The sequence below is a fragment of the Polaribacter sp. YIW18 genome (assembly GCF_057219325.1).
Genome location: NZ_JBXVVE010000004.1, coordinates 23,910 through 45,416, shown reverse-complemented (window position 1 = coordinate 45,416; position 21,507 = coordinate 23,910). Strand labels below are relative to the sequence as shown.

Here is a 21,507-nt window from a genome sequence, read left to right as displayed (position 1 = left end):
TTTGTTTGGCAAAAATAAGTCTTCTATATCTTTTTATTCAGATTTAAAATAGTTTTTTATTTGCTGTCTTTCAAAAGAATAAACACTTGATTTATTTTCAATTTCATCAATTATCTGTAAAGAAACTCTTTTTAGTGTATTAGATTTTAAATGAGTTACATTTTGAATTGTTATTTTATATAATACTCTTAATAATTCCTCTAAAATTAAAACATCAACTCCATTTATTTTCTTTTTTAAATCTTCATTGCTCAATTCAAAAATTTCAAAAAATCCAAAATCTAATTTTTCTTTTAACTCTTGATCTAAAGCTTTAAGATTAACATTACCTTCTTCTCCTAAATTAGCCATTAAATTTCTTATAAGAAGTATTATTTTCTGTATTTCTCTTTAAATAAAATCACTTCTATATTCCATTTACAATAAGCTATTCTGTTTCTATACCTTTATAAGCAGTAATAATTTTTTTAACCAACCTGTGTCTTACAACGTCTTTATCGTCTAAGTATACTTGCGCAATACCTTCTATATCTTTTAGTGCTAACAAAGATTCTTTTAATCCAGAAACCTGTTTTCTTGGTAAATCTATCTGACCTGGATCTCCTGTAATGATAAACTTTGCATTTTTACCCATTCTTGTTAAAAACATTTTCATTTGATTATGGGTTGTATTTTGTGCTTCATCTAAAATTACAAAGGCATTATCTAGAGTCCTACCACGCATAAAAGCTAAAGGTGCTATTTGTATGACACCTTTTTCTAGGTGAGATTCTAATCTTTCATGAGGAATCATATCTCTTAAGCCATCATATAATGGCTGCATGTATGGGTCTAATTTTTCTTTTAGATCTCCAGGTAAAAAACCCAAGTTTTCACCAGATTCTACAGCTGGTCTTGTTAAAATAATGCGTCTTACTTCTTTTTCTTTTAATGCTTTTACTGCCAATGCTACTGCTGTATATGTTTTTCCTGTACCTGCTGGCCCTACAGCAAAAAGCATATCATTTTTTTGCATTAAAGAAACCATTTTGCGTTGATTTTCGGTTTGTGCCTTAATTAATTTACCGCTTACACCATGAACTAAAATATCTTTTGTGTTTTTAGAAGCTGTTGTTTTTTCTTCATGCCCTGTAGATGTTAAAATACGCTCTATACTATTTTCATCTAACTTATTATATCTGTTAAAATACTTGATTAAACGCTCTAAACGAATTTCGAATTCGTCTAACAAATTAGATGCTCCATAAATTTTCATTTTAGAGCCACGTGCTACGATTTTAATTTTTGGAAAATACCTTTTTAACTGCTCTATGGTACTATTATGTGCCCCAAAAAAGTCTTTTGGGTTTATTTCTTCTAGCTCTATAATGCGTTCGTTCAAATGTTTATTTTTTGACGTTTAATATCTATTTTATTTCAACTAAAAATAGCGAATAAAATTTCTAAATTGATTAGATTTGCGTAAAATAGTTAACAACTTTTACACATTTAATTAACAGTAATTTTTATGTCTTTTATAACACTTACAACAGATTTCGGAACAAAAGACCATTTTGTGGGGGCTGTAAAAGGAGCTATTTTTTCTGAATTACCAGAAGTAAACATTATTGATATTACCCATGAAATCTCTCCTTTTAACATTACAGAAACTGCCTATATTTTAAAAAACTCTTACAAAAGCTTTCCTAAAGGTACAGTACATATTGTGGGGGTAGATTCTGAGTTAAGTGAAGAGAATAAACACATTGCTTTAGAATTAGACGATCATTTTTTTGTTTGTCCAGACAATGGTTTAATTTCTATGATTGCTTCTGAAGTAAAACCTAAAAAAATTGTAGAAATTAATATACATGATCGAATTGAAAGTAGTTTTCCTGTATTAGATGTATTTGTACAAGTAGCTTGCTTTATTATTAGAGGGGGTAACTTGACCGTAATAGGTAAAGAAATTGAAGATTTTAAGAAAATTATAGAAATACAGCCAAAAACCAATCAACAACAAGATCAAATAATTGGTGGTGTTTTATACATTGATAATTACGGAAATGTAATTACCAACATTAATAAAAAAATGTTTCAAGATATTGGTAAAGGAAGAAACTTTACGATCAATGCAAAAAAACATAAATTCACTAAAATTTTTTCTAAATATAACAAAGTTGCAAGTAATAGCGCTTATAGCAATCAACAGTACGAAGGGCATAAATTAGCGCTTTTTAACACTGCAGCATACTTAGAACTAGCTATTTATAGAAGTAATTTAGACACCGTTGGTGGCGCAAGCTCTCTCTTAGGTTTAGAGTATAGAGATGTTGTTACCATTACTTTTGAAAATAAACCAAACCAAGAATTTACCATATTAAATTAAACATGTTTGTTAGAATTGTAAAGATGAGTTTTCATCAAGAACATATAGAAAATTTTAAAGCTATTTTTGAAGAAAAAAAGAAATTTATTAGAAATTCTGAAGGTTGTAAACTTTTAGAATTATATCAAGATAAAAATAATAAAGAACTTTTTTTTACGTATTCATACTGGGAAACTGAGCAAGATTTAGAAAATTACAGAAACTCTGAACTTTTTAAAAATGTTTGGACAAAAACCAAAGCGCTTTTTAATGACAAAGCAGAGGCTTGGAGTGTAGACAAAAAAGTAACTTTACTATAAGTTTAAAAGTTATAAGAAAAATAAAATATGTTTGCCATACTAAAAAAAGAATTCAACTCATTTTTCTCGTCTACAATTGCCTATTTGGTAATTGGGGTTTTCTTGCTTGTAAATGGTTTGTTCTTATTTATTTTTAAAGACGACTTTAATATTTTAAATGCTGGTTTTGCAGATTTAAATTCGTTTTTCTATTTAGCTCCTTGGGTTTTTATATTCTTAATACCTGCCATTACCATGAAAAGTTTTGCAGACGAATTTAACAATGGAACCATAGAGATTTTAAAAACCAAACCCATTACTAATTGGCAAATTGTTTTGGGTAAATTTTGGGCATCTTTATTACTAGTAATTATTGCAATTATCCCCACGTTTACTTACGTGTATACAGTTTATAGTTTGGGTAATCCTGTTGGAAATTTAGATTTTGCAACCATTATTGGTTCCTATATTGGCTTGTTTTTTTTGGCTGCTACCTATACAGCTATTGGCTTATTTACCTCTACCCTTTCTAAAAATCAAATTGTGGCATTTATTTTAGGGGTGCTAATTACCTTTTTATTATTTTATGGTTTTGATGCACTTTCAGCTACATTTGATAATAATTTAGCTATCAAAAAAATTGGCATCAATGAGCATTTTAAAAGTATTTCTAGAGGAGTTATAGACACGAGAGATCTTATCTATTTTTTAAGTATTACTGTTTTCTTTTTATTCATCACTAAAACACAATTAGAAAATGAATAAAAAAGTAAAAAGTATTATACTTTTAATTATAGCCATTATAGTATTTAATTATGCAAGTCAATCTGTTTACAAAAGATTCGATTTAACTTCTGATAAACGGTATACCCTTTCTAAAACTACTCTAGATATAATTTCTAAGGTTAATAAAACCTTATTTATAAATGTTTATTTAGAGGGCGATTTTCCATCAGAATTTAAAAGACTACAAATAGAAACCCAACAATATTTAGAAGAACTTGCTTCTGAGAACAGCAATATTATCATCAATTTTGAAAACCCAGATAACCAACGTGAAGCGTTGATAAAAAAAGGGATGATGCCAAGTCAATTAACTGTTGAAGAAGAAGGTAAAATGACGGAAGCAATTATTTTTCCTTGGGCAGAAATTAATTATGGTAAAAAAACAAGTATTTTTTCTCTATTACCAAATGCCATGTTAGCCTCTCAAAAAGAGCAATTACAAAAAGCGATAGAAAATTTAGAATATAGTTTTTCTAATGCTATCAATACTGTAAATACAGATATACAACAAAAAGTGGCTATTTTGATAGGAAATGGAGAATTGCAAGATATGTATCAATATAGCTATTTAAGTGAAGTTGCTAAAAAATACAGATTGGCAAAATTTACCTTAGATTCGGTTACAAAAAACCCACAACAAACTTTAAGCGACTTGTTAAATTTAGATTTGGTAGTTATTGCCAAACCTACTGAAAAATTTAGTGAAAAAGAAAAATTAGTTTTAGATCAGTTTATTGCAAATGGTGGTAAAACACTTTGGATGTTAGACATGGTGCAAGCAGACCAAGATAGTTTGGCAACCAATAATAAAATGTTGGCTTACCCAAGAGATTTAAACCTTACTGACCTCTTATTTTCTTACGGAGTTCGTATTAACAGTAGTTTAATCAAAGATTTATATGCTGCTGAAATTCCTGTTGCAACTGGGCAAGTTGGCAATCAAACGCAGTTTAAAAATTTAGATTGGTTTTATCATCCTTTAGCTGGTGCAAACCCAAATAATGTAATTACAAAAAACGTAACACCTGTTAGGTTACAATTTGCAAATCAAATAGATACACTTAAAAACAATATTAAAAAAACTCCTTTATTGGTAAGCTCTGTGTTCACTCAAAAAGTAGGTACACCAGTCTTTATAGAGTTACAATCTATTGCTGAAGAAGTTCTAGAAACTGATTACAAAAACGGCAATCAACTATTTGCGGTTTTATTAGAAGGACAGTTTAAATCTGCTTACAAAAACAGAGTAAAACCATTTACAAGTAAGTTTTATAAAGAGCAATCTGCCCCAAATAAAATGGTAGTTATTGCAGATGGTGATGTTGGCAAAAATCAACTTTTAAAGGGAAAACCATATGATTTGGCTAGAGATAAATGGACCAATCAACAATTTGGTAACAAAGATTTTTTACTAAATACTATAGATTATTTATTAGATGACACCGGCTTGATGCAACTTAGAAACAAAAGTTTAAAAATTAGAATGTTAGACAAACAAAAGGCATTTAAAGAACGTACTTATTGGCAATTTTTAAATGTAATTTCACCGTTACTTTTGTTGTTTGGTTTTGGTTTTGTTTTTAATTTTTTAAGACGAAGAACATATTCTTAAACAAAGAATATCTCTATTAAATTTTTAATAAATTATCATGAATAAATTCATAATTTAAAACATGTTGTAGTTTTTCTGAACTGATAATTTTCCATTGATAATCTTCATTTTCTTCAAAAACTGGCGCTTCTAGATCTTTTCTAATCCTAGCATTTACATAAAACATTTCTCTTGTTGGATGGTGATTTGAACAAGCGTTAAAAGTTATATTCCAACAATTCTGAGCAATAATTGTATGCATAATTTCGATACAATCTTCTCTGTGAATCATATTTACAAAACCTTTAGGTTGTGGTATTTTTTTTCCATTTTTAAACCAATTAGCTGGATGTCTTTCCCCACCAAATAAACCCGCAAAACGTAAAATTGTGGTTTCAAAAAAGGTATTTTCTCTAAACAAGTTTTCTATAGTTACTAAAGGATGGTTTTTGACAACAGCATCATCTTCTGTCATTACTTTATTAATTCTAGGATATACAGAAGTAGAACTAACAAAAATCACTTTCTGTACAGGAGAATTTTGAATTTGAGAAATAAAGTTTTCAAAACCATCAACATCTTTAGAAGTAATGGCAATAATTAAAATATCCGTAGTTAAAAAATCGTCATATTCTTCAAAATCAGAAATATTTACGATGTAAGATTCTATACCTAAAGATTGTAATTCATCTATTTTATCAGAAGAAGTTGTAGAACCTTTTACAAAATAACCTTCTTCTAATAAAGAAACAGCTAAAGGTTTTCCTAACCATCCACAACCTAAAATACTTACGTTTTTCAATTTTAAAGGCTTTACTATTTAACAATTAGGTGTATCACAACAATTATCGTCTTTAATTAATTTACAAGACAATACTGCTAACAAAGCACCTAAAATTGGCGCAAGAATGTATAGCCATAAATTGCGAACGTTTCCAGATACAATATTGGGTGCAATAGAACGTGCAGGATTCATAGATGCATTGGTAATTGGACCTGCAAAAAGCGCTTCTAGCATGACAACACCACCCACAGCTATACCTGCAATAATCCCCATTTCTTTGCTACCTGTAGACACATTAATAATTACAACCATTAAGAAAAAAGTTAGTAATAACTCTAATACAAAAGCACGCCAAACATCAATAGTGGGAATGGTTGAACCTAAAAAATCACTAGTAGGAAATAAAAATAGTAGTAGTAAACTAGCTGCAAATGCACCTAATACTTGGGCAATAATAAATTTTGGTACTTCTTTCCAAGCAAACTTTTTTGCATAAGCAAAAGCAATAGTTACAGCAGGATTAAAGTGCGCTCCAGAGGTTTCTCCAAAAGCATAAATCATAGCCATTACAATTAAACCCCATGTAATACCAATACCTACATGAGTTACTTCTCCTCCAGTAACTTCATTAATTGTCATGGCTCCTGTACCACAAAAAATCATTGAAAATGTGCCTAAAAACTCTGAAATATATTTCTTCATATTACTTATAAAAAAGCAAAGATACATCTCCTTATTTTAAGTTTTTGTTAACGTTTAGTGTTTTTTGAAATTGTAATTTTATAATAAATTTAAAATCAATTAATTATGAAAAAATATTTAGTAAAAATCTTAAGCATTTTATCAATTTTAACATTTGTAGTTATGATCAGTTGTCAAAATAAAGACACTAAAGAAATTGTGGTACAAGAGGTTAAAAAATCGCTACCTGCAAAAATCGCTGCTCCTGCACCAAGTCCTAGTGCTACTCTAAAGCAAAAAGTAGGTTTAACAGATGTTAGCATAACATATTCTAGACCAGGAATGAAAGGAAGAGCTATTTTTGGAAATTTAGTGCCTTTTGATAAAGTTTGGAGAACTGGCGCTAATAAAAATACGGAAGTAACTTTTAGTACAGAGGTTATGGTAGGTGACAAGAATGTAGCAGCGGGTACATACGCACTTTATACAAAACCTGGAAAAAACAAATGGGATGTAATACTATACAGTGCCTCAAACAATTGGGGAAACCCAAAAGAATGGGATGATGATAAGGTTGTTGCTTCTGCTACTGTAGATGTAATTAAAATGCCTATGGATGTTGAAACTTTTACAATTACGATAGATGATATTACAAACAATTCTGCACTTTTAGGATTATTATGGGAAAACGTATATGTTGGTATGCCTTTTACAGTACCAACAGATAAAGCTGTAATGGCTTCTATTGATGAAGTTTTAAGTGGAAAACCAAATGCAAGAGCTTATTATGATGCTGCTGTATATTATAATTCTGAAAATAAAGACATTAAGAAAACAGTAACAATGATTGACAAAGCAATAGAGATGTCTAAAGAAAATCCTCAATTTTGGATGTTAAGGCAACAATCTTTAATACATGCAAAAGCGGGTAAAACTGCAACCGCAATTGCTGCCGCAAAACTATCTTTAGCATTAGCTAATAAAGCTGGAAATGCAGATTATGTAAAAATGAACGAAGACTCTTTAAAAGAATGGGGAGCTAAATAAATTGACAACTGTTTTAAAAAAATCTGAAGATACTACTTCGGATTTTTTTTTGCTTACTCTTATAAGTATTTTAGTCTGACATTACTATATGTTTAAACTTTCTAATTTATTATTTGATTCACTCTAAAAATAGAAATAGATTCTTTTAAATCTTCTTTATTTTTTTTAGATTGTTGTTATTCGACAAATTCATTTAAAATATCTCACAAAAAAACATCCAACTCTAATAAAGAATTGGATGTCTTAATAATTTTAAAACTATATTTTATTTATTTAAATACATTTTACGTCTTGAATATAAGTCATAAAACTCATCATCTTTTAAACTATCTATAAATAAGATGCTTTCTCCTGTAGATTTCATTTCTGGACCTAGCTTTTTATTTACATTCGGGAATTTGTTAAATGAAAAAACAGGTTGTTTAATTGCATAACCATCTAATTGAGGATTAAATGTAAAGTCTGTTACTTTCTTTTCGCCCAACATTACTTTTGTAGCATAATTTACATAAGGTTCTTTGTATGCTTTTGCAATAAATGGTACCGTTCTAGAAGCTCTTGGATTGGCTTCTATAATATACACAGTATCATGTTTAATGGCAAATTGTATGTTTATTAAACCAACTGTTTTTAATTCTCTAGCAATTGTATGTGTATGATCTATAATTTGCTGCATTACCAAATCTCCTAAATTAAAAGCAGGTAAAGTTGCATTAGAATCTCCAGAATGTATTCCACAAGGTTCTATATGTTCCATAATTCCAATGATGTACACATTTCCATCTGCATCACAAATTGCATCTGCTTCTGCTTCTATAGCTCCATCTAAATAATGGTCTAACAACAATTTATTATTAGGTATTTTGTGTAATAAATCTACAACATGTTGTACCAATTCTTCTTTGTTGATTACAATTTTCATTCCCTGACCACCTAAAACATAAGAAGGTCTTACCAAAATAGGAAAATCTAATTGATCTGATAATTCTAAAGCTTCGTCTGCTGTTTCTGCTACACCAAACTCTGGATAAGGAATGTTATTATCTTTTAATAAACTAGAAAAACGGCCTCTATCTTCTGCAATATCTAGAGCCTCAAAAGAAGTACCAATAATTTTAATACCGTATTTTGTTAGTTTTTCAGCTAATTTTAATGCTGTTTGTCCACCTAATTGTACTATTACTCCTTCTGGTTTTTCATGACGAATGATATCGTAAATATGTTCCCAAAAAACAGGCTCAAAATATAATTTATCTGCTGTATCAAAATCTGTAGAAACCGTTTCTGGGTTACAGTTAATCATAATGGTTTCGTAACCACATTCTGCTGCGGCTAAAACTCCATGTACACAACAGTAATCAAATTCGATACCTTGTCCAATTCTGTTGGGTCCAGAACCTAAAACAATTACTTTTTTCTTATTGGTAACTACACTTTCATTTGCAATGGTAATTTCTCCACTTGCCGTTTCTATTTCGTTCTCAAAAGTTGAATAATAGTAAGGTGTTTTTGCTTTAAATTCTGCAGCACAAGTATCTACCAATTTGTAAACACGTTGTACTTTTAATTCTTCTCTTTTAGTGTATACTTGGCTTTCTAGACAATCTAGCATGTGTGCTATTTGTCTATCACCATATCCTTTTTGTTTTGCTTCCAACAATAAATCTCTTTCTATAGTATCTATATTATAGGTAGAAATTTCTTTTTCTAGTTGAAATAATTCTTCATATTGCTTTAAATACCACATGTCTATTTTAGTGATATCGTAAATTTTGCTTAATGGAATTCCCATAGCAATAGCATCATATATAGCAAAAACACGATCCCAACTTGCATTGGTTAATTTTTCTATAATTTGATTATAATCTGTATACCCTTTACCATCTGCACCTAAACCATTTCTTTTAATTTCTAAAGATTGTGTTGCTTTGTGCAATGCTTCTTGGAAACAACGTCCAATACCCATTACTTCTCCAACAGCTTTCATTTGTAAACCTAAAGTTCTGTCTGAACCTTCGAATTTATCAAAATTCCAACGTGGTATTTTTACAATTACATAATCTAGTGTTGGCTCAAATAAAGCTGATGTAGATTTTGTAATTCCGTTTTCTAACTCATCTAAACTATAACCAATTGCTAATTTTGTAGCTACTTTTGCAATTGGGTAACCTGTTGCTTTAGAGGCTAATGCAGAAGAACGAGAAACCCTTGGGTTAATTTCAATTGCAATAATGTCTTCTTTTTCATCTGGAGAAACTGCGAATTGCACATTACAACCACCTTCAAAATCTCCAATAGAACGCATCATATGTATAGCCATATCTCGCATTTTCTGATAAGTTTTATCAGAAAGTGTCATTGCTGGAGCAACAGTAATAGAGTCTCCCGTATGAATTCCCATAGGATCCATATTTTCTATAGAACAGATAATTACTACATTGTCATTCTTGTCTCGTAATAATTCTAATTCATATTCTTTCCAACCCATCATTGCTTTGTCAATCATCACTTCGTGGATTGGAGATGCTTCCAAACCTCTGCTTAACAATTCGTCAAAATCTTCTGCTTTATAAACAATAGATGCACCTGCTCCTCCTAATGTATAAGAAGATCTAATAACTAATGGAAAACCAAATTCTTGTGCAATTTCTTTTCCTTTTAAGAAAGATGTAGCTGTAGCTTGTGGTGCCATATCAACACCTATTTTACCCATTAATTCTCTAAATTGCTCTCTATCTTCAGTAATATTTATTGCATCTATATCTACACCAATTAATTTTACGTCAAAATCTCTCCAAATTCCTTTGTCATCTGCCTCTATACAAAGGTTTAATGCTGTTTGCCCACCCATAGTTGGCAAGACTGCATCAATTTGTGGATGTTCTTTTAATATTTGTATAATAGACTTTGTTGTTAATGGCAACAAATAAACATGATCTGCCATGGAAGGATCTGTCATAATTGTTGCAGGATTAGAGTTGATAAGTATCGTTTCTATTCCATCTTCTCTTAAAGAACGTAAAGATTGTGAACCAGAATAATCGAATTCACAGGCTTGTCCTATAACAATAGGTCCAGATCCAATAATTAAAATTGATTTTAAGTCTTCTCTTTTTGGCATGGTAAATAGTTGTGTTTTATGAGTTTGTAAAAATAATTAGTGCTTGAATATAAAAAAAGGTGTTACTAAAAATAGTAACACCTTAATTATTAACAATTGTTAATCATTATATTATTTTTTATGTCTAGTTTCTGAAGACACAGATATTTTCTTTCTTCCTTTAGCTCTTCTTCTAGCTAAAACTTTTCTTCCGTTTGCAGAAGCCATTCTTTCTCTGAAACCGTGTTTGTTTCTTCTCTTTCTCTTTGATGGCTGATAAGTTCTTTTCGGCATTATAATATATTTTTAAATGACTTCTTTAGTTTTTTGTGCTTCTTAGTTTTTATCCTTTTAAAAGCGTGTGCAAATATACAACTGTTTTTATTTTTGACAAATACTATTTTAAAAAAAATTAAAATATTTTTTCACCTCCATAAAAGTTAAAATATAAAAATGTTTTTACCTTTTTTATTTGACAGAAAATTTAGAGTTAGTACTTTTGCGCAAACCTAAGAACACCATGAGTAATACTAAATACGTTTTTGTAACAGGAGGCGTAACTTCATCGCTTGGAAAAGGAATTATTGCAGCATCTTTAGCAAAACTTTTGCAAGAGAGAGGCTTTTCTGTAACCATACAAAAATTAGACCCCTATATCAATATAGACCCAGGAACTTTAAATCCATATGAACATGGCGAATGTTATGTTACTGATGATGGTGCAGAAACCGATTTAGATTTAGGGCATTATGAACGTTATTTAAACATTCCAACATCGCAAGCTAACAATGTTACAACTGGTAGAATTTATCAATCTGTAATAAATAAAGAGCGTAAAGGAGAGTTTTTAGGTAAAACAGTTCAAGTTATCCCTCATATTACCGATGAAATAAAACGTAGAATTCAGCTTTTAGGAGAAACTGGCGAATATGATATTGTAATTACAGAAATTGGTGGTACAGTTGGCGATATAGAATCTTTACCTTATGTAGAATCTGTAAGACAAATGCTTTGGGAAAAAGGCGAAGATAATGCTATTGTTATTCATTTAACATTAATCCCTTTTTTAGCTGCTGCTGGCGAGTTAAAAACAAAACCCACACAGCACTCTGTAAAAATGTTAATGCAAAGTGGTGTTAGTCCAGATATTTTGGTTTGTAGAACAGAACACGAAATTTCTGACGACATTAAAAGAAAACTTGCTTTATTTTGTAATGTTAAAAAAGAAGATGTTATACAATCTATAGATGCAGAAACTATTTATGATGTACCCAATTTAATGTTGGACCAAGGTTTAGATAGAGTTGTACTTAATAAATTAAAACTGTCTTCTAAAGGAGAACCTAAATTAAAAGTTTGGAATGAGTTCTTAAGAAAACATAAAAACCCAATTTCTGAAGTAGAAATCGCTTTAATTGGTAAATATATAGAGCTGCAAGATTCTTACAAATCTATAACAGAGGCTTTTATACATGCTGGTTCTTCTAACGAAACCAAAGTAAACGTACGTTGGGTACATTCTGAAAACTTAACAGCAAAGAATTTTGAGAAAAAATTAAAAGGTGTACATGGTATTTTAGTGGCTCCTGGTTTTGGTGATAGAGGAATTGACGGAAAAATAAATGCTGTAAAATATGCAAGAGAAAACAACATCCCTTTCTTTGGGATTTGTTTAGGAATGCAAATGGCAGTTATTGAGTTTGCTAAGAATGTACTTGGTTTGGTAGATGCTTTTTCTACAGAAATGAAACAAGATTGTAAAAATCCTGTGATCAACTTAATGGAAAGCCAAGAAGATGTTACAGAAAAAGGTGGCACCATGCGTTTAGGTGCTTGGGATTGTAATTTAATGGAAGACTCTAACGCTCACAAAGCTTATAAAGCTACTAAAATTAGCGAAAGACACAGACATAGATATGAATTTAATAACGATTACTTAGATCAAATAGAGCTAAAAGGTATGAAAGCTACAGGTATAAACCCAGCAACTGGTTTGGTAGAAGTAGTAGAAGTACCAACTCACCCTTGGTTTGTGGGTGTACAATATCATCCAGAATATAAAAGTACGGTGTTAAAACCTCATCCTTTATTTGTAGATTTTATAAAAGCAGCACTTAAATATTCGACAATCTAAAGTTCATAGCTTAAAAACGGAACACAATTTGAACTATTAAAGTCATCAACAAAAATCACAGCAAAATCAATTAAAAACAATACAGTTTTGCTACATTTGTCGGTTTTTACTTCTAATAAGAAGTTATTAATGACAGATTGACATTTAAATATACACATGGAACAAAAAAAATTCGACTTCAATTCTTTTATTGGAATGATTTTATTGGGAGGTATTATTCTTTGGTGGATGAACACCAATCAACCAGAAACAGAAACTACTACAGATACCAAAACTAGTCAAGTTGTAGATTCTACAAAAACAAATACCCTTACAAATACAGTTGTTAACAAAACTGCTTTTGAAAACGATTCAATTAAAAAGTTAGCGCTTACAAATAAATTAGGCGCTTTTGCACAGAGTGCAATCACAGGTTCAGAAGGGGTTACTGTTTTAGAAAACAGCGTTTTAAAACTTACGATTAATAATAAAGGTGGGCAAATTAAAGAAGCCTTAATTAAGAATTATAAAACATATGACTCTTTACCTTTATATATGATAAAAGATAATAATGCTTCTTTTAACATTAATTTTGGCACTACAGACAATAGAATTTTAAATACGAAAAATTTATTTTTTAAACCGTCTTTATCTAAAAACGGAGAAAACCAGATACTTTCTATGAAATTAAAAGTATCTGAGACAAAGTATTTAGAATACAGATATGAGATGAAACCAAAAGACAATTACATGGTTGATTTTGCTATTCGATCTCAAGGTTTAAGTAATGTTATCAATTCATCAAATCCAATTAATTTAGATTGGAGCTTAAATGGTTACAGGCATGAAAAAAGCTTGAAAACAGAAAACACCATGTATACCTACTTTTATTACAAAGCAGATGATGAAGTAGACTATATAAATGCCGGTAAATCTGAAGTTTTAAATGAGGTAGATTGGGTTGCTTATAAACAACACTTTTTTACGTCTAACTTACTAACAGAAAAACCTTTTAGCAACGCAACAATTACCTCTACAGATTTAGTTTTAAATGAAGAAATTGATACGGTTTTTACAAAAAAATTCGAATTAAAAACACCTTTATCATTATCTAATGGTGAATTAAATTATAACATGAAATGGTTTTACGGCCCAAGTGATTATAATTTACTAAAAACTTATGAAGGTACAGATTTAGCAGAATCTGCTGATTTAGGTTGGGGAATTTTTGGTTTTTTAAACAGAACTATTTTTTATCCAGTATTTAACTTCTTAAAAGGTTTTTTATCTAACTATGGATTGATTATCATTTTAATGACGATTGTTGTTAGAATCATCATGTCTCCATTAGTATATAAATCGTATTTATCGAGTGCAAAAATGAAGGTAATTAGACCTGAATTAACTGCCTTAAATGAAAAATATCCAGGTAAAGAAAACGCTATGAAACGTCAGCAAGAAACCATGGCTATTCAACGAAAAGCAGGTGTAAGTATGATGTCTGGTTGTATACCCGCATTATTGCAAATGCCAGTTTTCTTTGCGTTGTTTAAATTTTTCCCAACAAACATCTCTTTAAGACAAGAAAGCTTTTTATGGGCAAACGATTTATCTTCATACGATACCATTTTTAAGTTGCCTTTTAAAATTCCATTTTATGGAGACCACGTAAGTTTATTTCCAATTTTGGCCTCTGTTGCTATTTTCTTTTACATGAAAATGAATCAAAGCCAACAAGCCAACATGCAAGCCCCCACACAAGAAGGGATGCCTGATATGAGTAAAATGATGAAGTACATGATTTACTTCTCTCCAATTATGATGTTATTTTTCTTTAATAACTATGCAAGTTCTTTAAGTTTGTATTACTTTATATCTAACTTATTAACCATTGCTATTATGTTGGTTATTAAAAACTTTGTAATTGATGAAGAAAAAATCCACGCACAAATAGAAGAGAACAAAAAGCGTCCAGAAAAGAAAAAATCTAAGTTTAGACAACGTATAGACGATGCGATGAAACAAGCACAAGAGCAACAAGCTAAACAAAAAAGAAAATAAAAATAAAGAAACCGAAATTTTAAAATTTCGGTTTTTTTTATGCGATAAAAAAATAATTTGTTATTTGAAATAAGTAAAGGTAAATTTAAAAGAGTTACTTTCTACTGTAACAGCTCTTTTAATTTTGTAATAGTGGTATCTAAATCTTGTTTTGTAGTAAATTTAGAAAAAGAAAATCGTACAGAGGTTTTATCTTCTTCTCCATTTAATAAAATTTCTGAGAGTACATGTGACCCTTTATGGCTTCCACTTTGACAAGCACTACCCCCTGAAACAGCTATTCCTGCAAGATCTAAACTAAAAAGTAACATTGTATTTTTAACAGGAAAACGAACATTTAAAATTGTATAACTACTTTCATCTAAATGAGATGACAACCCGTTAAATTGTATTTTATCAGATATTTTTTTTAGCTCAGAAATAAAATACACTTTTAAGCTATCTATGTAATTTTTATCTTTTTGTAAATTTTTAATTGCTATTTCTAAAGCTTTTTCCATGCCTAAAATTGCATGTACATTTTCTGTACTAGACCTTGCTCCTCTTTCCTGATCTCCACCATGTATCATTGGTAAAATACCAAAACCTTTTCTAAAAAAAGCAAAACCTACACCTTTGGGGCCATGAAATTTATGTGCACTAGCCACTATAAAATCTAAAGGATTTTTTTGCAAATCAATCGCATAATGTCCAATAGCTTGTACAGTATCAGAATGTAACAAGGCATTGTACTTTTTACACAATAAACTTACTTTTTCTAAAGGTAAGAGATTCCCAATTTCGTTGTTAATCATCATTAAACTAACCAACGTTTTTTGTTTAGAGTTTTGTAAAAGACGCTCTAAATGGTTGATATTTATACCCCCATTTTCATCAAGCTCTACAAAGTCTAAAACAATATTATAAGTTTCTTGCAAGTGATTACAGGTATGCAAAACTGCATGATGTTCTATTTTAGAAGTAATAACTCTTTGGATGCCTAAATTTAAAACAGCATTATTTAAAATTAAATTATCTGCTTCTGTACCACTAGAAGTAAAAATAATTTCTTGCGCAGTAACATTAAAAAAACGAGCAATATTTTTTCTAGCAGTTTCTACTGCTGATTTTGCTTTTCTGCCAAATTGATGTGTAGAGGATGGATTACCAAAGTTTTCTGACATAGAAGTTTGCATGGTTGCAATAACTTCTTTGTCTATTGGTGTAGTTGCAGCATTATCTAAATACACTGTTTTCATTGTACAAAAATACGTTTTCTATTTTTACTCTTTTACATTTTGATAAACATAAACCTCTGTAGCTCCTAAACCATATTTTTTGTAAGAAGCATCGTAATATTTAACTGGATATTTGTTTAATAAATTTTGTAATTCGGTTTTTAAAACACCCTCTCCTACACCATGTATAAACACAATTTTAGAAATTCTTTTTTGTATGGCATATACTACTTTTCTTTTTGCAGTATCTAATTGCAGGTTTAACATATCGTAATTATCTAAACCTTTTACAGATTTTACTAATTGATTGATATGCAAATCTACCTCCAAAACAATTTCTTGTTTTTGTTTCTTAAATAAACTTTCTTTGGGTTTATTTACGCTAATTTTTTCTTTTAAAAGCGCATTATTTATGTCTGAATATTTCGATAATTCGTATTGTTCTTTTTCAATTTTAACCAATTCTTTTTCATCAAAATTAAACACCATACCATCTGTAGTTTCTACAACGATAGTATTTTTATTGATAGCGATAACCTTTCCTTTTAAAACATCATCTAAAACAGCTACTTTATTACCAATTTCTAAACGCATTGTTAACATTATTTTAATTCAAAATACTAAATAACAGCTTACTTTTGCTACAAAAATACATAGTATGGCACACACTTCATCTATTTCTACAGAAAATTTCTTTAAAGAAGCAAATAAAAAAGTAAGTTTGACTGATGATCGAAAAACACTATTGCTTAGAATTTCTGAAAGTATTGCAAAAGAATACACAAAAAAAGAGGTTGTAAATATTAATTTTATTTGCACACATAACTCTAGAAGAAGTCAACTTGGTCAAGTTTGGGCATTTTTTGCAGCACAATTTTTCGACTTAAATATTAACGCACTTTCTGGCGGTACAGAGGTTACTGCTTTTTATAGAAACACTGTAAAGACCTTACAAAAAGTAGGTTTCGATTTTAAAATAGGAGATTTTTCTCATCAGAACCCAAAATATATTATTTCTTTTGATGGAAGCAAAAATAGTATTTTAGGTTTTTCTAAAAGATTTGACGATCCTATTAACAAAGATCCTTTTATTGCAATTACAACTTGTAATAATGCGGATGCAAATTGCCCTTTTATACCCACTGCTTTAGAAAGATTTCATTTGCCTTTTGTAGATCCAAAAGCATCTGATGGCACAGAAGCACAAGAAGAAACTTATTTAAAAACAAACCAGCAAATTGCTGCAGAAGTGTATTTTATTTTCGAGAATGTTGAGAAATTAGCGCGTTAAACTTCTAAATTTTTGTCATAAGGTATTCTCTCTAAAACGTGATTTATTACGTTAACTCTAGCTTCTGTTTTTCTATTTGCTCTAATTATTTTCCAAGGAGAAATTTTTGTATTCGTTTTTTTAAACATAGCATCTTTATACTCTGTATATTGATCCCAAAGTAGCTGCGCTTTTTCGTCTAACTTGGTCATTTTCCACTGTTTAAGCGGATTTCTTTTAATATCTTCAAAACGCTTGGCTTGTTCTTTTTTAGAAATAGACATGTATATTTTCACCAAATGAATACCTGATTGTAAAATCATTTTTTCAAAATCATTTACTTGATTCATAAAAATTTGATATTCTTCTTGTGTACAAAAACCATTTACAGGTTCTACGACTGCTCTATTATACCAACTTCTATCAAAAAAAACAATTTCTCCTGCTTTTGGAAACTGCTCTACATAACGTTGAAAATACCATTGAGACTGCTCATCTTTTGTGGGTTTTGGCAACGCAACAATACGCATATGACGTGGGTTTATACGTTCTGTTAATCTTCTAATGGCACCTCCTTTACCTGCAGCATCCCTTCCTTGAAAAACAATAATAATTCTTTCGTTATTATCTATAGCCCAAGTTTGCAATCGTATTAATTCTACTTGTAATTTTTTTAATTTTTTCTGATAGTTTACATAACGCAAACCTCTTTCTATATTAAAGGGTTCTTTAGACAATAATGCCAAAAGTCCTTTTTTTGTATTTAATTTATTTACTTGTTTTTCAGTAAGTTTATCAACCATAAAATTTAGTCTATATGTTTACTACTAGACCTATAGTAACGCATTACTACGTTTGGGTCTGGTGTTAAAGTTATTTTTGCGCCTTGTTTATCATCATAATCAAACTGAGAAATAACGTGCCTCATAGCTTCTAATCTTGCTACTTGTTTGTCATTTGTTTTAATCATCATCCAAGGGCTGTAAGAAGTATGTGTTTTAGAAAACATTTCTGCCTTGTAATGGGTATACTTATCCCAGAGTAATTGTCCTTGCTTATCAACAGGACTAAATTTCCATCTTTTTAATGGATTTTCTTTACGATCTTCAAATCGTTTTAATTGCTCATCTTTAGTAATAGATAGCCAAAATTTTATAATAATTACGCCATCTTCATACATCATATGTTCAAACTCTGGCACTTGCACTAAAAACTCTTTGTATTGTTGCTCTGTACAGAAGCCCATAACGGGTTCTACTACAGCTCTATTGTACCAACTTCTATCAAAAAAAACAATTTCTCCTGGATTGGGTAATTCTTTTATATAACGCTGAAAATACCATTGGCCTTTTTCTATTTCTGTAGGTTTATTTAAAGCTACCAACCTTGATGAACGCGGATTTAAATGCTCCATAAAGCGTCTAATATTTCCTCCTTTTCCTGCGGCATCCCTTCCTTCAAAAATAACAGCAACACGTTTTTTTTCTTTAGAAATCCAACGTTGTAATTTTACCAATTCTATTTGCAATAATTTAAGCTCTTCTTCGTAATAAAGTGTTTTTTTTACTTTGTTGTATAATGGGCTTTTATCTTTAATTAAATCGAGTAATTCTGAATTATTTTCTATACTCTGAAAATCTTCTGCAGTAATATTATTTTTTTTACTCATATATATTATTTCGAAGTTTAAAAATATTAATTTTTTTTGTTAATTCGATTAAAAAAGATCATTTTAAAGAAGAATTTTTATATTTGTTTTTTATGAAAAAAAACTTTTCGGTTTTATTTTTTCTGATAAGTGTTGTTATTTTTTCACAAAAAAAATACACAAAAGAAATTAGCATTATCACAGAAAATGATTTATATACTTCCACCTACTATGATAGATACTATACAAATGGGCTGTTTTTATCTTATAGGTATGTAGCAAAGGAAGGTCATAAAAATTTAGAAAAAAAAATATTTGAGTTTACTGTTGGCCATAAAATGTACACTCCTTTTAAAGCGATCTTAGTAAATATAGAAAATCATGATAGGCCTTTTGCAGCCTATTTTTATGGTAGTTTTGGCATACAAAAAGTATTTAAAAAAAATAATGCTTTAAAAACCACTTTTCAGATTGGTGTTATAGGTCCAAGTGCATTTGGTAAAAACTTACAAGATTTTATACACAATATTTACGGTTTTAAAGAAGCTGTAGGCTGGAAATATCAAATTAAAAATGCTATTGGTTTAAATTTTAATGTAGCGTATACCCAAAAACTTTTTAATAAAACAGAAAATTTTTTTGATGTTTTTTGGACAAACAGAGGAAAAATTGGCACAATTGATACAAACATCTCTTCGGGTTTTTTAACTAGAATAGGTTTTAAACCTTTGCAAAAACTAGCTAATTCTATAGCTTTTAAAACCAACATCAACAATACAAAAACCGCTTACTTTAGAGCTGTAGAATCGTTTCTTTTTATAAAACCAACCCTAAAATATACTTTATACGATGCTACTTTACAAGGTAGTTTTTTAAATACAGGTAGTTTAGTTACAAATACACTAAAACCTTTTGTTTTTAATCTACAAGTAGGATATCAGTTTACTGCAAACAGATTCAATTTTGCCTATATTTATAATTATCACTCAAACAAATCTAACAACTTAAACGCTACTAATGGCCATACGTATGGTACCATTGGCATTAATTATTTACTAAAGTAAATACCTAGAAAAAATCGTCTTTAAAGCCTATTAAATACAATTTTTCTTGCGCTCTTGTAATGGCTGTATACAACCACCTAAAGTATTCTTTAGAAACACCATCTGGCAAATAAGGTTGTTCTATAAAAACCGTTTTCCATTGGCCACCTTGAGATTTATGACAGGTCATTGCATAAGAAAACTTTACTTGCAATGCATTAAAATACTTGTTCTTTTTAATTGCTAAAAACTGTTTGTATTTAGATTTTTCGTCAGCATAATCTTCTTTTACAGCCTGGTATAATTTATTGGATTCCTCGTAAGTTAAAGACGGGCTCTCACTTGTTAGGGTATCTAAAAGTAATACTGTTTCAAAAGGATGCATCTCTGGATAATCAATCATTCTAATTTCTACCTCTGCAAACTTAAAACCATATAATTCTTTTATCGAGAAAATTTTTAAGACCTCACAAATATCTCCATTGGCAATAAAACCTGCTTTTGAGGATTCTGTTAACCAATAATAATTATTTTTAACAATCATTATATAATCACCTGAAGAAATCTCATTTTCTTGCCCTCTGATATTGTATCTAATTTGCTGATTATATTGGTTAGCGCGTTTGTTAGAGCGCACAATAAAAGCAGTGTCTTCTACACCAAAATTATCATATGCAGAAACAATAGCATCTTCAATATCATAACCATCCTCTAATCTTTTAATATCTGGATAATTTAAATCAAAGGAAAAATTATTAGGCTCATTTTTTAAAAACAGTCTTAAAAAAGTAGCATTTGCCAAAATACCAGAATTTTCATGCTGACGCATTACTTCATCAAGCTCAATTTCTGTAACAGTTTTGTTAAATTGGTAAGCTAACGTATCTTTCTCTAATGCAGGAGAAACATCTAATTTTACAGGAGGCAATTGCGCTGTATCTCCCATAAAAATTAATTTACAGTTTATCCCAGAATATACGTAAGAAATTAAATCTTCTAAAAGAGAGCTACTATCAAACAATTGTTGATGTTGTTTTCCATCTGGTATCATAGAAGCTTCATCTACAATAAAAATAGTATTTCTGTGTTTATTGGGCTGTAAAACAAAAGCGACAGAGCCATTACTTTGCTTTTTAGGAAAATAAATCTTTTTATGAATTGTAAAAGCTGGTTTTTTAGAATATACAGCAATTACTTTTGCAGCTCTTCCTGTTGGTGCCAATAAAACTGATTTTTTTCCAGCTGTCCATAAAGAATTTACAAAAGCACCAATGGTTGTGGTTTTACCTGTACCTGCATAACCTTTTAACAAAAATAAGCTATCTTTCTCTTTATCAAAAACAAAACTACTTAATAAACCTAATAAATCCCGTTGTTTTGTAGTAGGTTTAAAAGGAAATTTTTTTAATAATTCTGTATAAAATTTAGCTGCAGTTTCTATCATATTTTAATTAAAACATCAAAGATACATTGATTTGTAAATAAAAGTTTTTATCATTAAAAAAAAATTGTAGATTTGC

Annotated in this window: 20 protein-coding genes; 9 read left to right on the top strand and 11 right to left on the bottom strand. The window is 29.8% G+C overall.

Annotated elements, in window-relative coordinates; all coding sequences use genetic code 11:
* Positions 1-33: 33 nt before the first annotated feature.
* Entirely contained in the window at positions 34-351 is a 318-nt protein-coding gene (locus AC2D6T_RS05650; RefSeq protein ID WP_484680772.1) for a hypothetical protein, read from the bottom strand.
* 76 nt (positions 352-427) lie between these two features.
* Complete coding sequence (locus AC2D6T_RS05645; RefSeq protein ID WP_484680771.1) at positions 428-1,381, bottom strand: PhoH family protein; 954 nt, start codon at positions 1,379-1,381, stop codon at positions 428-430.
* A gap of 126 nt (positions 1,382-1,507) precedes the next feature.
* On the opposite strand from AC2D6T_RS05645, the gene AC2D6T_RS05640 reads away from it, so the two are divergent.
* From AC2D6T_RS05640 to gldG, 4 genes are read left to right on the top strand one after another with little or no spacing between them, the layout of a single operon-like run.
* On the top strand, positions 1,508-2,368 hold the full coding sequence (locus AC2D6T_RS05640) for an SAM hydrolase/SAM-dependent halogenase family protein (protein ID WP_484680770.1): 861 nt from the start codon (positions 1,508-1,510) through the stop codon (positions 2,366-2,368).
* A 2-nt stretch (positions 2,369-2,370) separates the two neighbouring features.
* Positions 2,371-2,667: a putative quinol monooxygenase gene (locus AC2D6T_RS05635; protein ID WP_484680769.1), complete on the top strand. Its 297-nt coding sequence runs from the start codon at positions 2,371-2,373 to the stop codon at positions 2,665-2,667.
* A 27-nt stretch (positions 2,668-2,694) separates the two neighbouring features.
* Positions 2,695-3,411, top strand: a complete 717-nt coding sequence (gene gldF / locus AC2D6T_RS05630; protein ID WP_484680768.1) for a gliding motility-associated ABC transporter permease subunit GldF — start codon at positions 2,695-2,697, stop codon at positions 3,409-3,411.
* On the top strand, positions 3,404-5,044 hold the full coding sequence (gene gldG, locus AC2D6T_RS05625) for a gliding motility-associated ABC transporter substrate-binding protein GldG (protein ID WP_484680767.1): 1,641 nt from the start codon (positions 3,404-3,406) through the stop codon (positions 5,042-5,044). The genes gldF and gldG overlap by 8 nt, the downstream gene beginning before the upstream one ends.
* A gap of 16 nt (positions 5,045-5,060) precedes the next feature.
* On the opposite strand, the gene AC2D6T_RS05620 is transcribed toward gldG, so the two are convergent.
* Positions 5,061-5,825, bottom strand: a complete 765-nt coding sequence (locus AC2D6T_RS05620) for a Rossmann-fold NAD(P)-binding domain-containing protein (protein ID WP_484680766.1) — start codon at positions 5,823-5,825, stop codon at positions 5,061-5,063.
* A gap of 18 nt (positions 5,826-5,843) precedes the next feature.
* A complete protein-coding gene (locus AC2D6T_RS05615; protein ID WP_298949281.1) occupies positions 5,844-6,509 on the bottom strand; it encodes an MIP/aquaporin family protein in 666 nt (221 codons plus the stop codon).
* 105 nt (positions 6,510-6,614) lie between these two features.
* Between AC2D6T_RS05615 and AC2D6T_RS05610 the strand changes: the two genes are divergently transcribed.
* Positions 6,615-7,535 carry a DUF2911 domain-containing protein gene (locus tag AC2D6T_RS05610; RefSeq protein WP_484680765.1) on the top strand — a complete coding sequence of 307 codons (921 nt, stop codon included), beginning with the start codon at positions 6,615-6,617 and terminating at the stop codon, positions 7,533-7,535.
* Between the two features lie 265 nt (positions 7,536-7,800).
* Here the strand turns inward: AC2D6T_RS05610 and carB are convergent, their stop codons facing one another.
* On the bottom strand, positions 7,801-10,656 hold the full coding sequence (carB, locus tag AC2D6T_RS05605) for a carbamoyl-phosphate synthase large subunit (protein WP_484680764.1): 2,856 nt from the start codon (positions 10,654-10,656) through the stop codon (positions 7,801-7,803).
* Between the two features lie 111 nt (positions 10,657-10,767).
* Positions 10,768-10,929 (bottom strand): 50S ribosomal protein L34, encoded by a 162-nt coding sequence (gene rpmH / locus AC2D6T_RS05600; RefSeq protein ID WP_298949287.1) that lies wholly within the window; start codon positions 10,927-10,929, stop codon positions 10,768-10,770.
* Positions 10,930-11,155: 226 nt separating this feature from the next.
* Between rpmH and pyrG the strand changes: the two genes are divergently transcribed.
* Positions 11,156-12,769: a CTP synthase gene (gene pyrG, locus AC2D6T_RS05595; RefSeq protein WP_298949289.1), complete on the top strand. Its 1,614-nt coding sequence runs from the start codon at positions 11,156-11,158 to the stop codon at positions 12,767-12,769.
* 156 nt (positions 12,770-12,925) lie between these two features.
* Complete coding sequence (gene yidC / locus AC2D6T_RS05590; protein WP_484680763.1) at positions 12,926-14,809, top strand: membrane protein insertase YidC; 1,884 nt, start codon at positions 12,926-12,928, stop codon at positions 14,807-14,809.
* Positions 14,810-14,910: 101 nt separating this feature from the next.
* Here yidC and AC2D6T_RS05585 read toward each other — a convergent pair whose 3' ends face one another.
* The gene (locus AC2D6T_RS05585) at positions 14,911-16,047 is read right to left on the bottom strand and encodes a cysteine desulfurase family protein (protein WP_484680762.1); all 1,137 of its coding nucleotides are present in this window, start codon (positions 16,045-16,047) and stop codon (positions 14,911-14,913) included.
* Between the two features lie 24 nt (positions 16,048-16,071).
* Positions 16,072-16,620, bottom strand: a complete 549-nt coding sequence (locus AC2D6T_RS05580; RefSeq protein ID WP_484680761.1) for a Smr/MutS family protein — start codon at positions 16,618-16,620, stop codon at positions 16,072-16,074.
* Between the two features lie 64 nt (positions 16,621-16,684).
* On the opposite strand from AC2D6T_RS05580, the gene AC2D6T_RS05575 reads away from it, so the two are divergent.
* The gene (locus tag AC2D6T_RS05575) at positions 16,685-17,317 is read left to right on the top strand and encodes a low molecular weight phosphatase family protein (RefSeq protein ID WP_438988202.1); all 633 of its coding nucleotides are present in this window, start codon (positions 16,685-16,687) and stop codon (positions 17,315-17,317) included.
* Here the strand turns inward: AC2D6T_RS05575 and ppk2 (AC2D6T_RS05570) are convergent.
* Both ppk2 (AC2D6T_RS05570) and ppk2 (AC2D6T_RS05565) read right to left on the bottom strand, forming a co-directional pair.
* A complete protein-coding gene (gene ppk2 / locus AC2D6T_RS05570) occupies positions 17,314-18,099 on the bottom strand; it encodes a polyphosphate kinase 2 (protein ID WP_484680760.1) in 786 nt (261 codons plus the stop codon). The genes AC2D6T_RS05575 and ppk2 (AC2D6T_RS05570) overlap by 4 nt on opposite strands.
* 5 nt (positions 18,100-18,104) lie before the next feature.
* Positions 18,105-18,965 (bottom strand): polyphosphate kinase 2, encoded by an 861-nt coding sequence (gene ppk2, locus AC2D6T_RS05565; protein ID WP_347186789.1) that lies wholly within the window; start codon positions 18,963-18,965, stop codon positions 18,105-18,107.
* Positions 18,966-19,057: 92 nt separating this feature from the next.
* Here ppk2 (AC2D6T_RS05565) and AC2D6T_RS05560 point away from each other — a divergent pair, with 92 nt between their 5' ends.
* Positions 19,058-20,008, top strand: a complete 951-nt coding sequence (locus tag AC2D6T_RS05560) for a lipid A deacylase LpxR family protein (RefSeq protein WP_484680759.1) — start codon at positions 19,058-19,060, stop codon at positions 20,006-20,008.
* 4 nt (positions 20,009-20,012) lie between these two features.
* Here the strand turns inward: AC2D6T_RS05560 and AC2D6T_RS05555 are convergent, their stop codons facing one another.
* Complete coding sequence (locus tag AC2D6T_RS05555; protein ID WP_484680758.1) at positions 20,013-21,431, bottom strand: ATP-dependent DNA helicase; 1,419 nt, start codon at positions 21,429-21,431, stop codon at positions 20,013-20,015.
* Between the last annotated feature and the right edge of the window lie 76 nt (positions 21,432-21,507).

Coding starts and splice junctions, on each gene's coding strand:
- AC2D6T_RS05650 (WP_484680772.1), bottom strand. CDS start 351: ATGGCTAATTTAGGAGAAGAAGGTAATGTTAATCTTAAAGCTTTAGAT.
- AC2D6T_RS05640 (WP_484680770.1), top strand. CDS start 1,508: ATGTCTTTTATAACACTTACAACAGATTTCGGAACAAAAGACCATTTT.
- AC2D6T_RS05635 (WP_484680769.1), top strand. CDS start 2,371: ATGTTTGTTAGAATTGTAAAGATGAGTTTTCATCAAGAACATATAGAA.
- gldF (WP_484680768.1), top strand. CDS start 2,695: ATGTTTGCCATACTAAAAAAAGAATTCAACTCATTTTTCTCGTCTACA.
- gldG (WP_484680767.1), top strand. CDS start 3,404: ATGAATAAAAAAGTAAAAAGTATTATACTTTTAATTATAGCCATTATA.
- AC2D6T_RS05615 (WP_298949281.1), bottom strand. CDS start 6,509: ATGAAGAAATATATTTCAGAGTTTTTAGGCACATTTTCAATGATTTTT.
- AC2D6T_RS05610 (WP_484680765.1), top strand. CDS start 6,615: ATGAAAAAATATTTAGTAAAAATCTTAAGCATTTTATCAATTTTAACA.
- carB (WP_484680764.1), bottom strand. CDS start 10,656: ATGCCAAAAAGAGAAGACTTAAAATCAATTTTAATTATTGGATCTGGA.
- rpmH (WP_298949287.1), bottom strand. CDS start 10,929: ATGCCGAAAAGAACTTATCAGCCATCAAAGAGAAAGAGAAGAAACAAA.
- pyrG (WP_298949289.1), top strand. CDS start 11,156: ATGAGTAATACTAAATACGTTTTTGTAACAGGAGGCGTAACTTCATCG.
- yidC (WP_484680763.1), top strand. CDS start 12,926: ATGGAACAAAAAAAATTCGACTTCAATTCTTTTATTGGAATGATTTTA.
- AC2D6T_RS05585 (WP_484680762.1), bottom strand. CDS start 16,047: ATGAAAACAGTGTATTTAGATAATGCTGCAACTACACCAATAGACAAA.
- AC2D6T_RS05580 (WP_484680761.1), bottom strand. CDS start 16,620: ATGCGTTTAGAAATTGGTAATAAAGTAGCTGTTTTAGATGATGTTTTA.
- AC2D6T_RS05575 (WP_438988202.1), top strand. CDS start 16,685: ATGGCACACACTTCATCTATTTCTACAGAAAATTTCTTTAAAGAAGCA.
- ppk2 (WP_484680760.1), bottom strand. CDS start 18,099: ATGGTTGATAAACTTACTGAAAAACAAGTAAATAAATTAAATACAAAA.
- ppk2 (WP_347186789.1), bottom strand. CDS start 18,965: ATGAGTAAAAAAAATAATATTACTGCAGAAGATTTTCAGAGTATAGAA.
- AC2D6T_RS05560 (WP_484680759.1), top strand. CDS start 19,058: ATGAAAAAAAACTTTTCGGTTTTATTTTTTCTGATAAGTGTTGTTATT.
- AC2D6T_RS05555 (WP_484680758.1), bottom strand. CDS start 21,431: ATGATAGAAACTGCAGCTAAATTTTATACAGAATTATTAAAAAAATTT.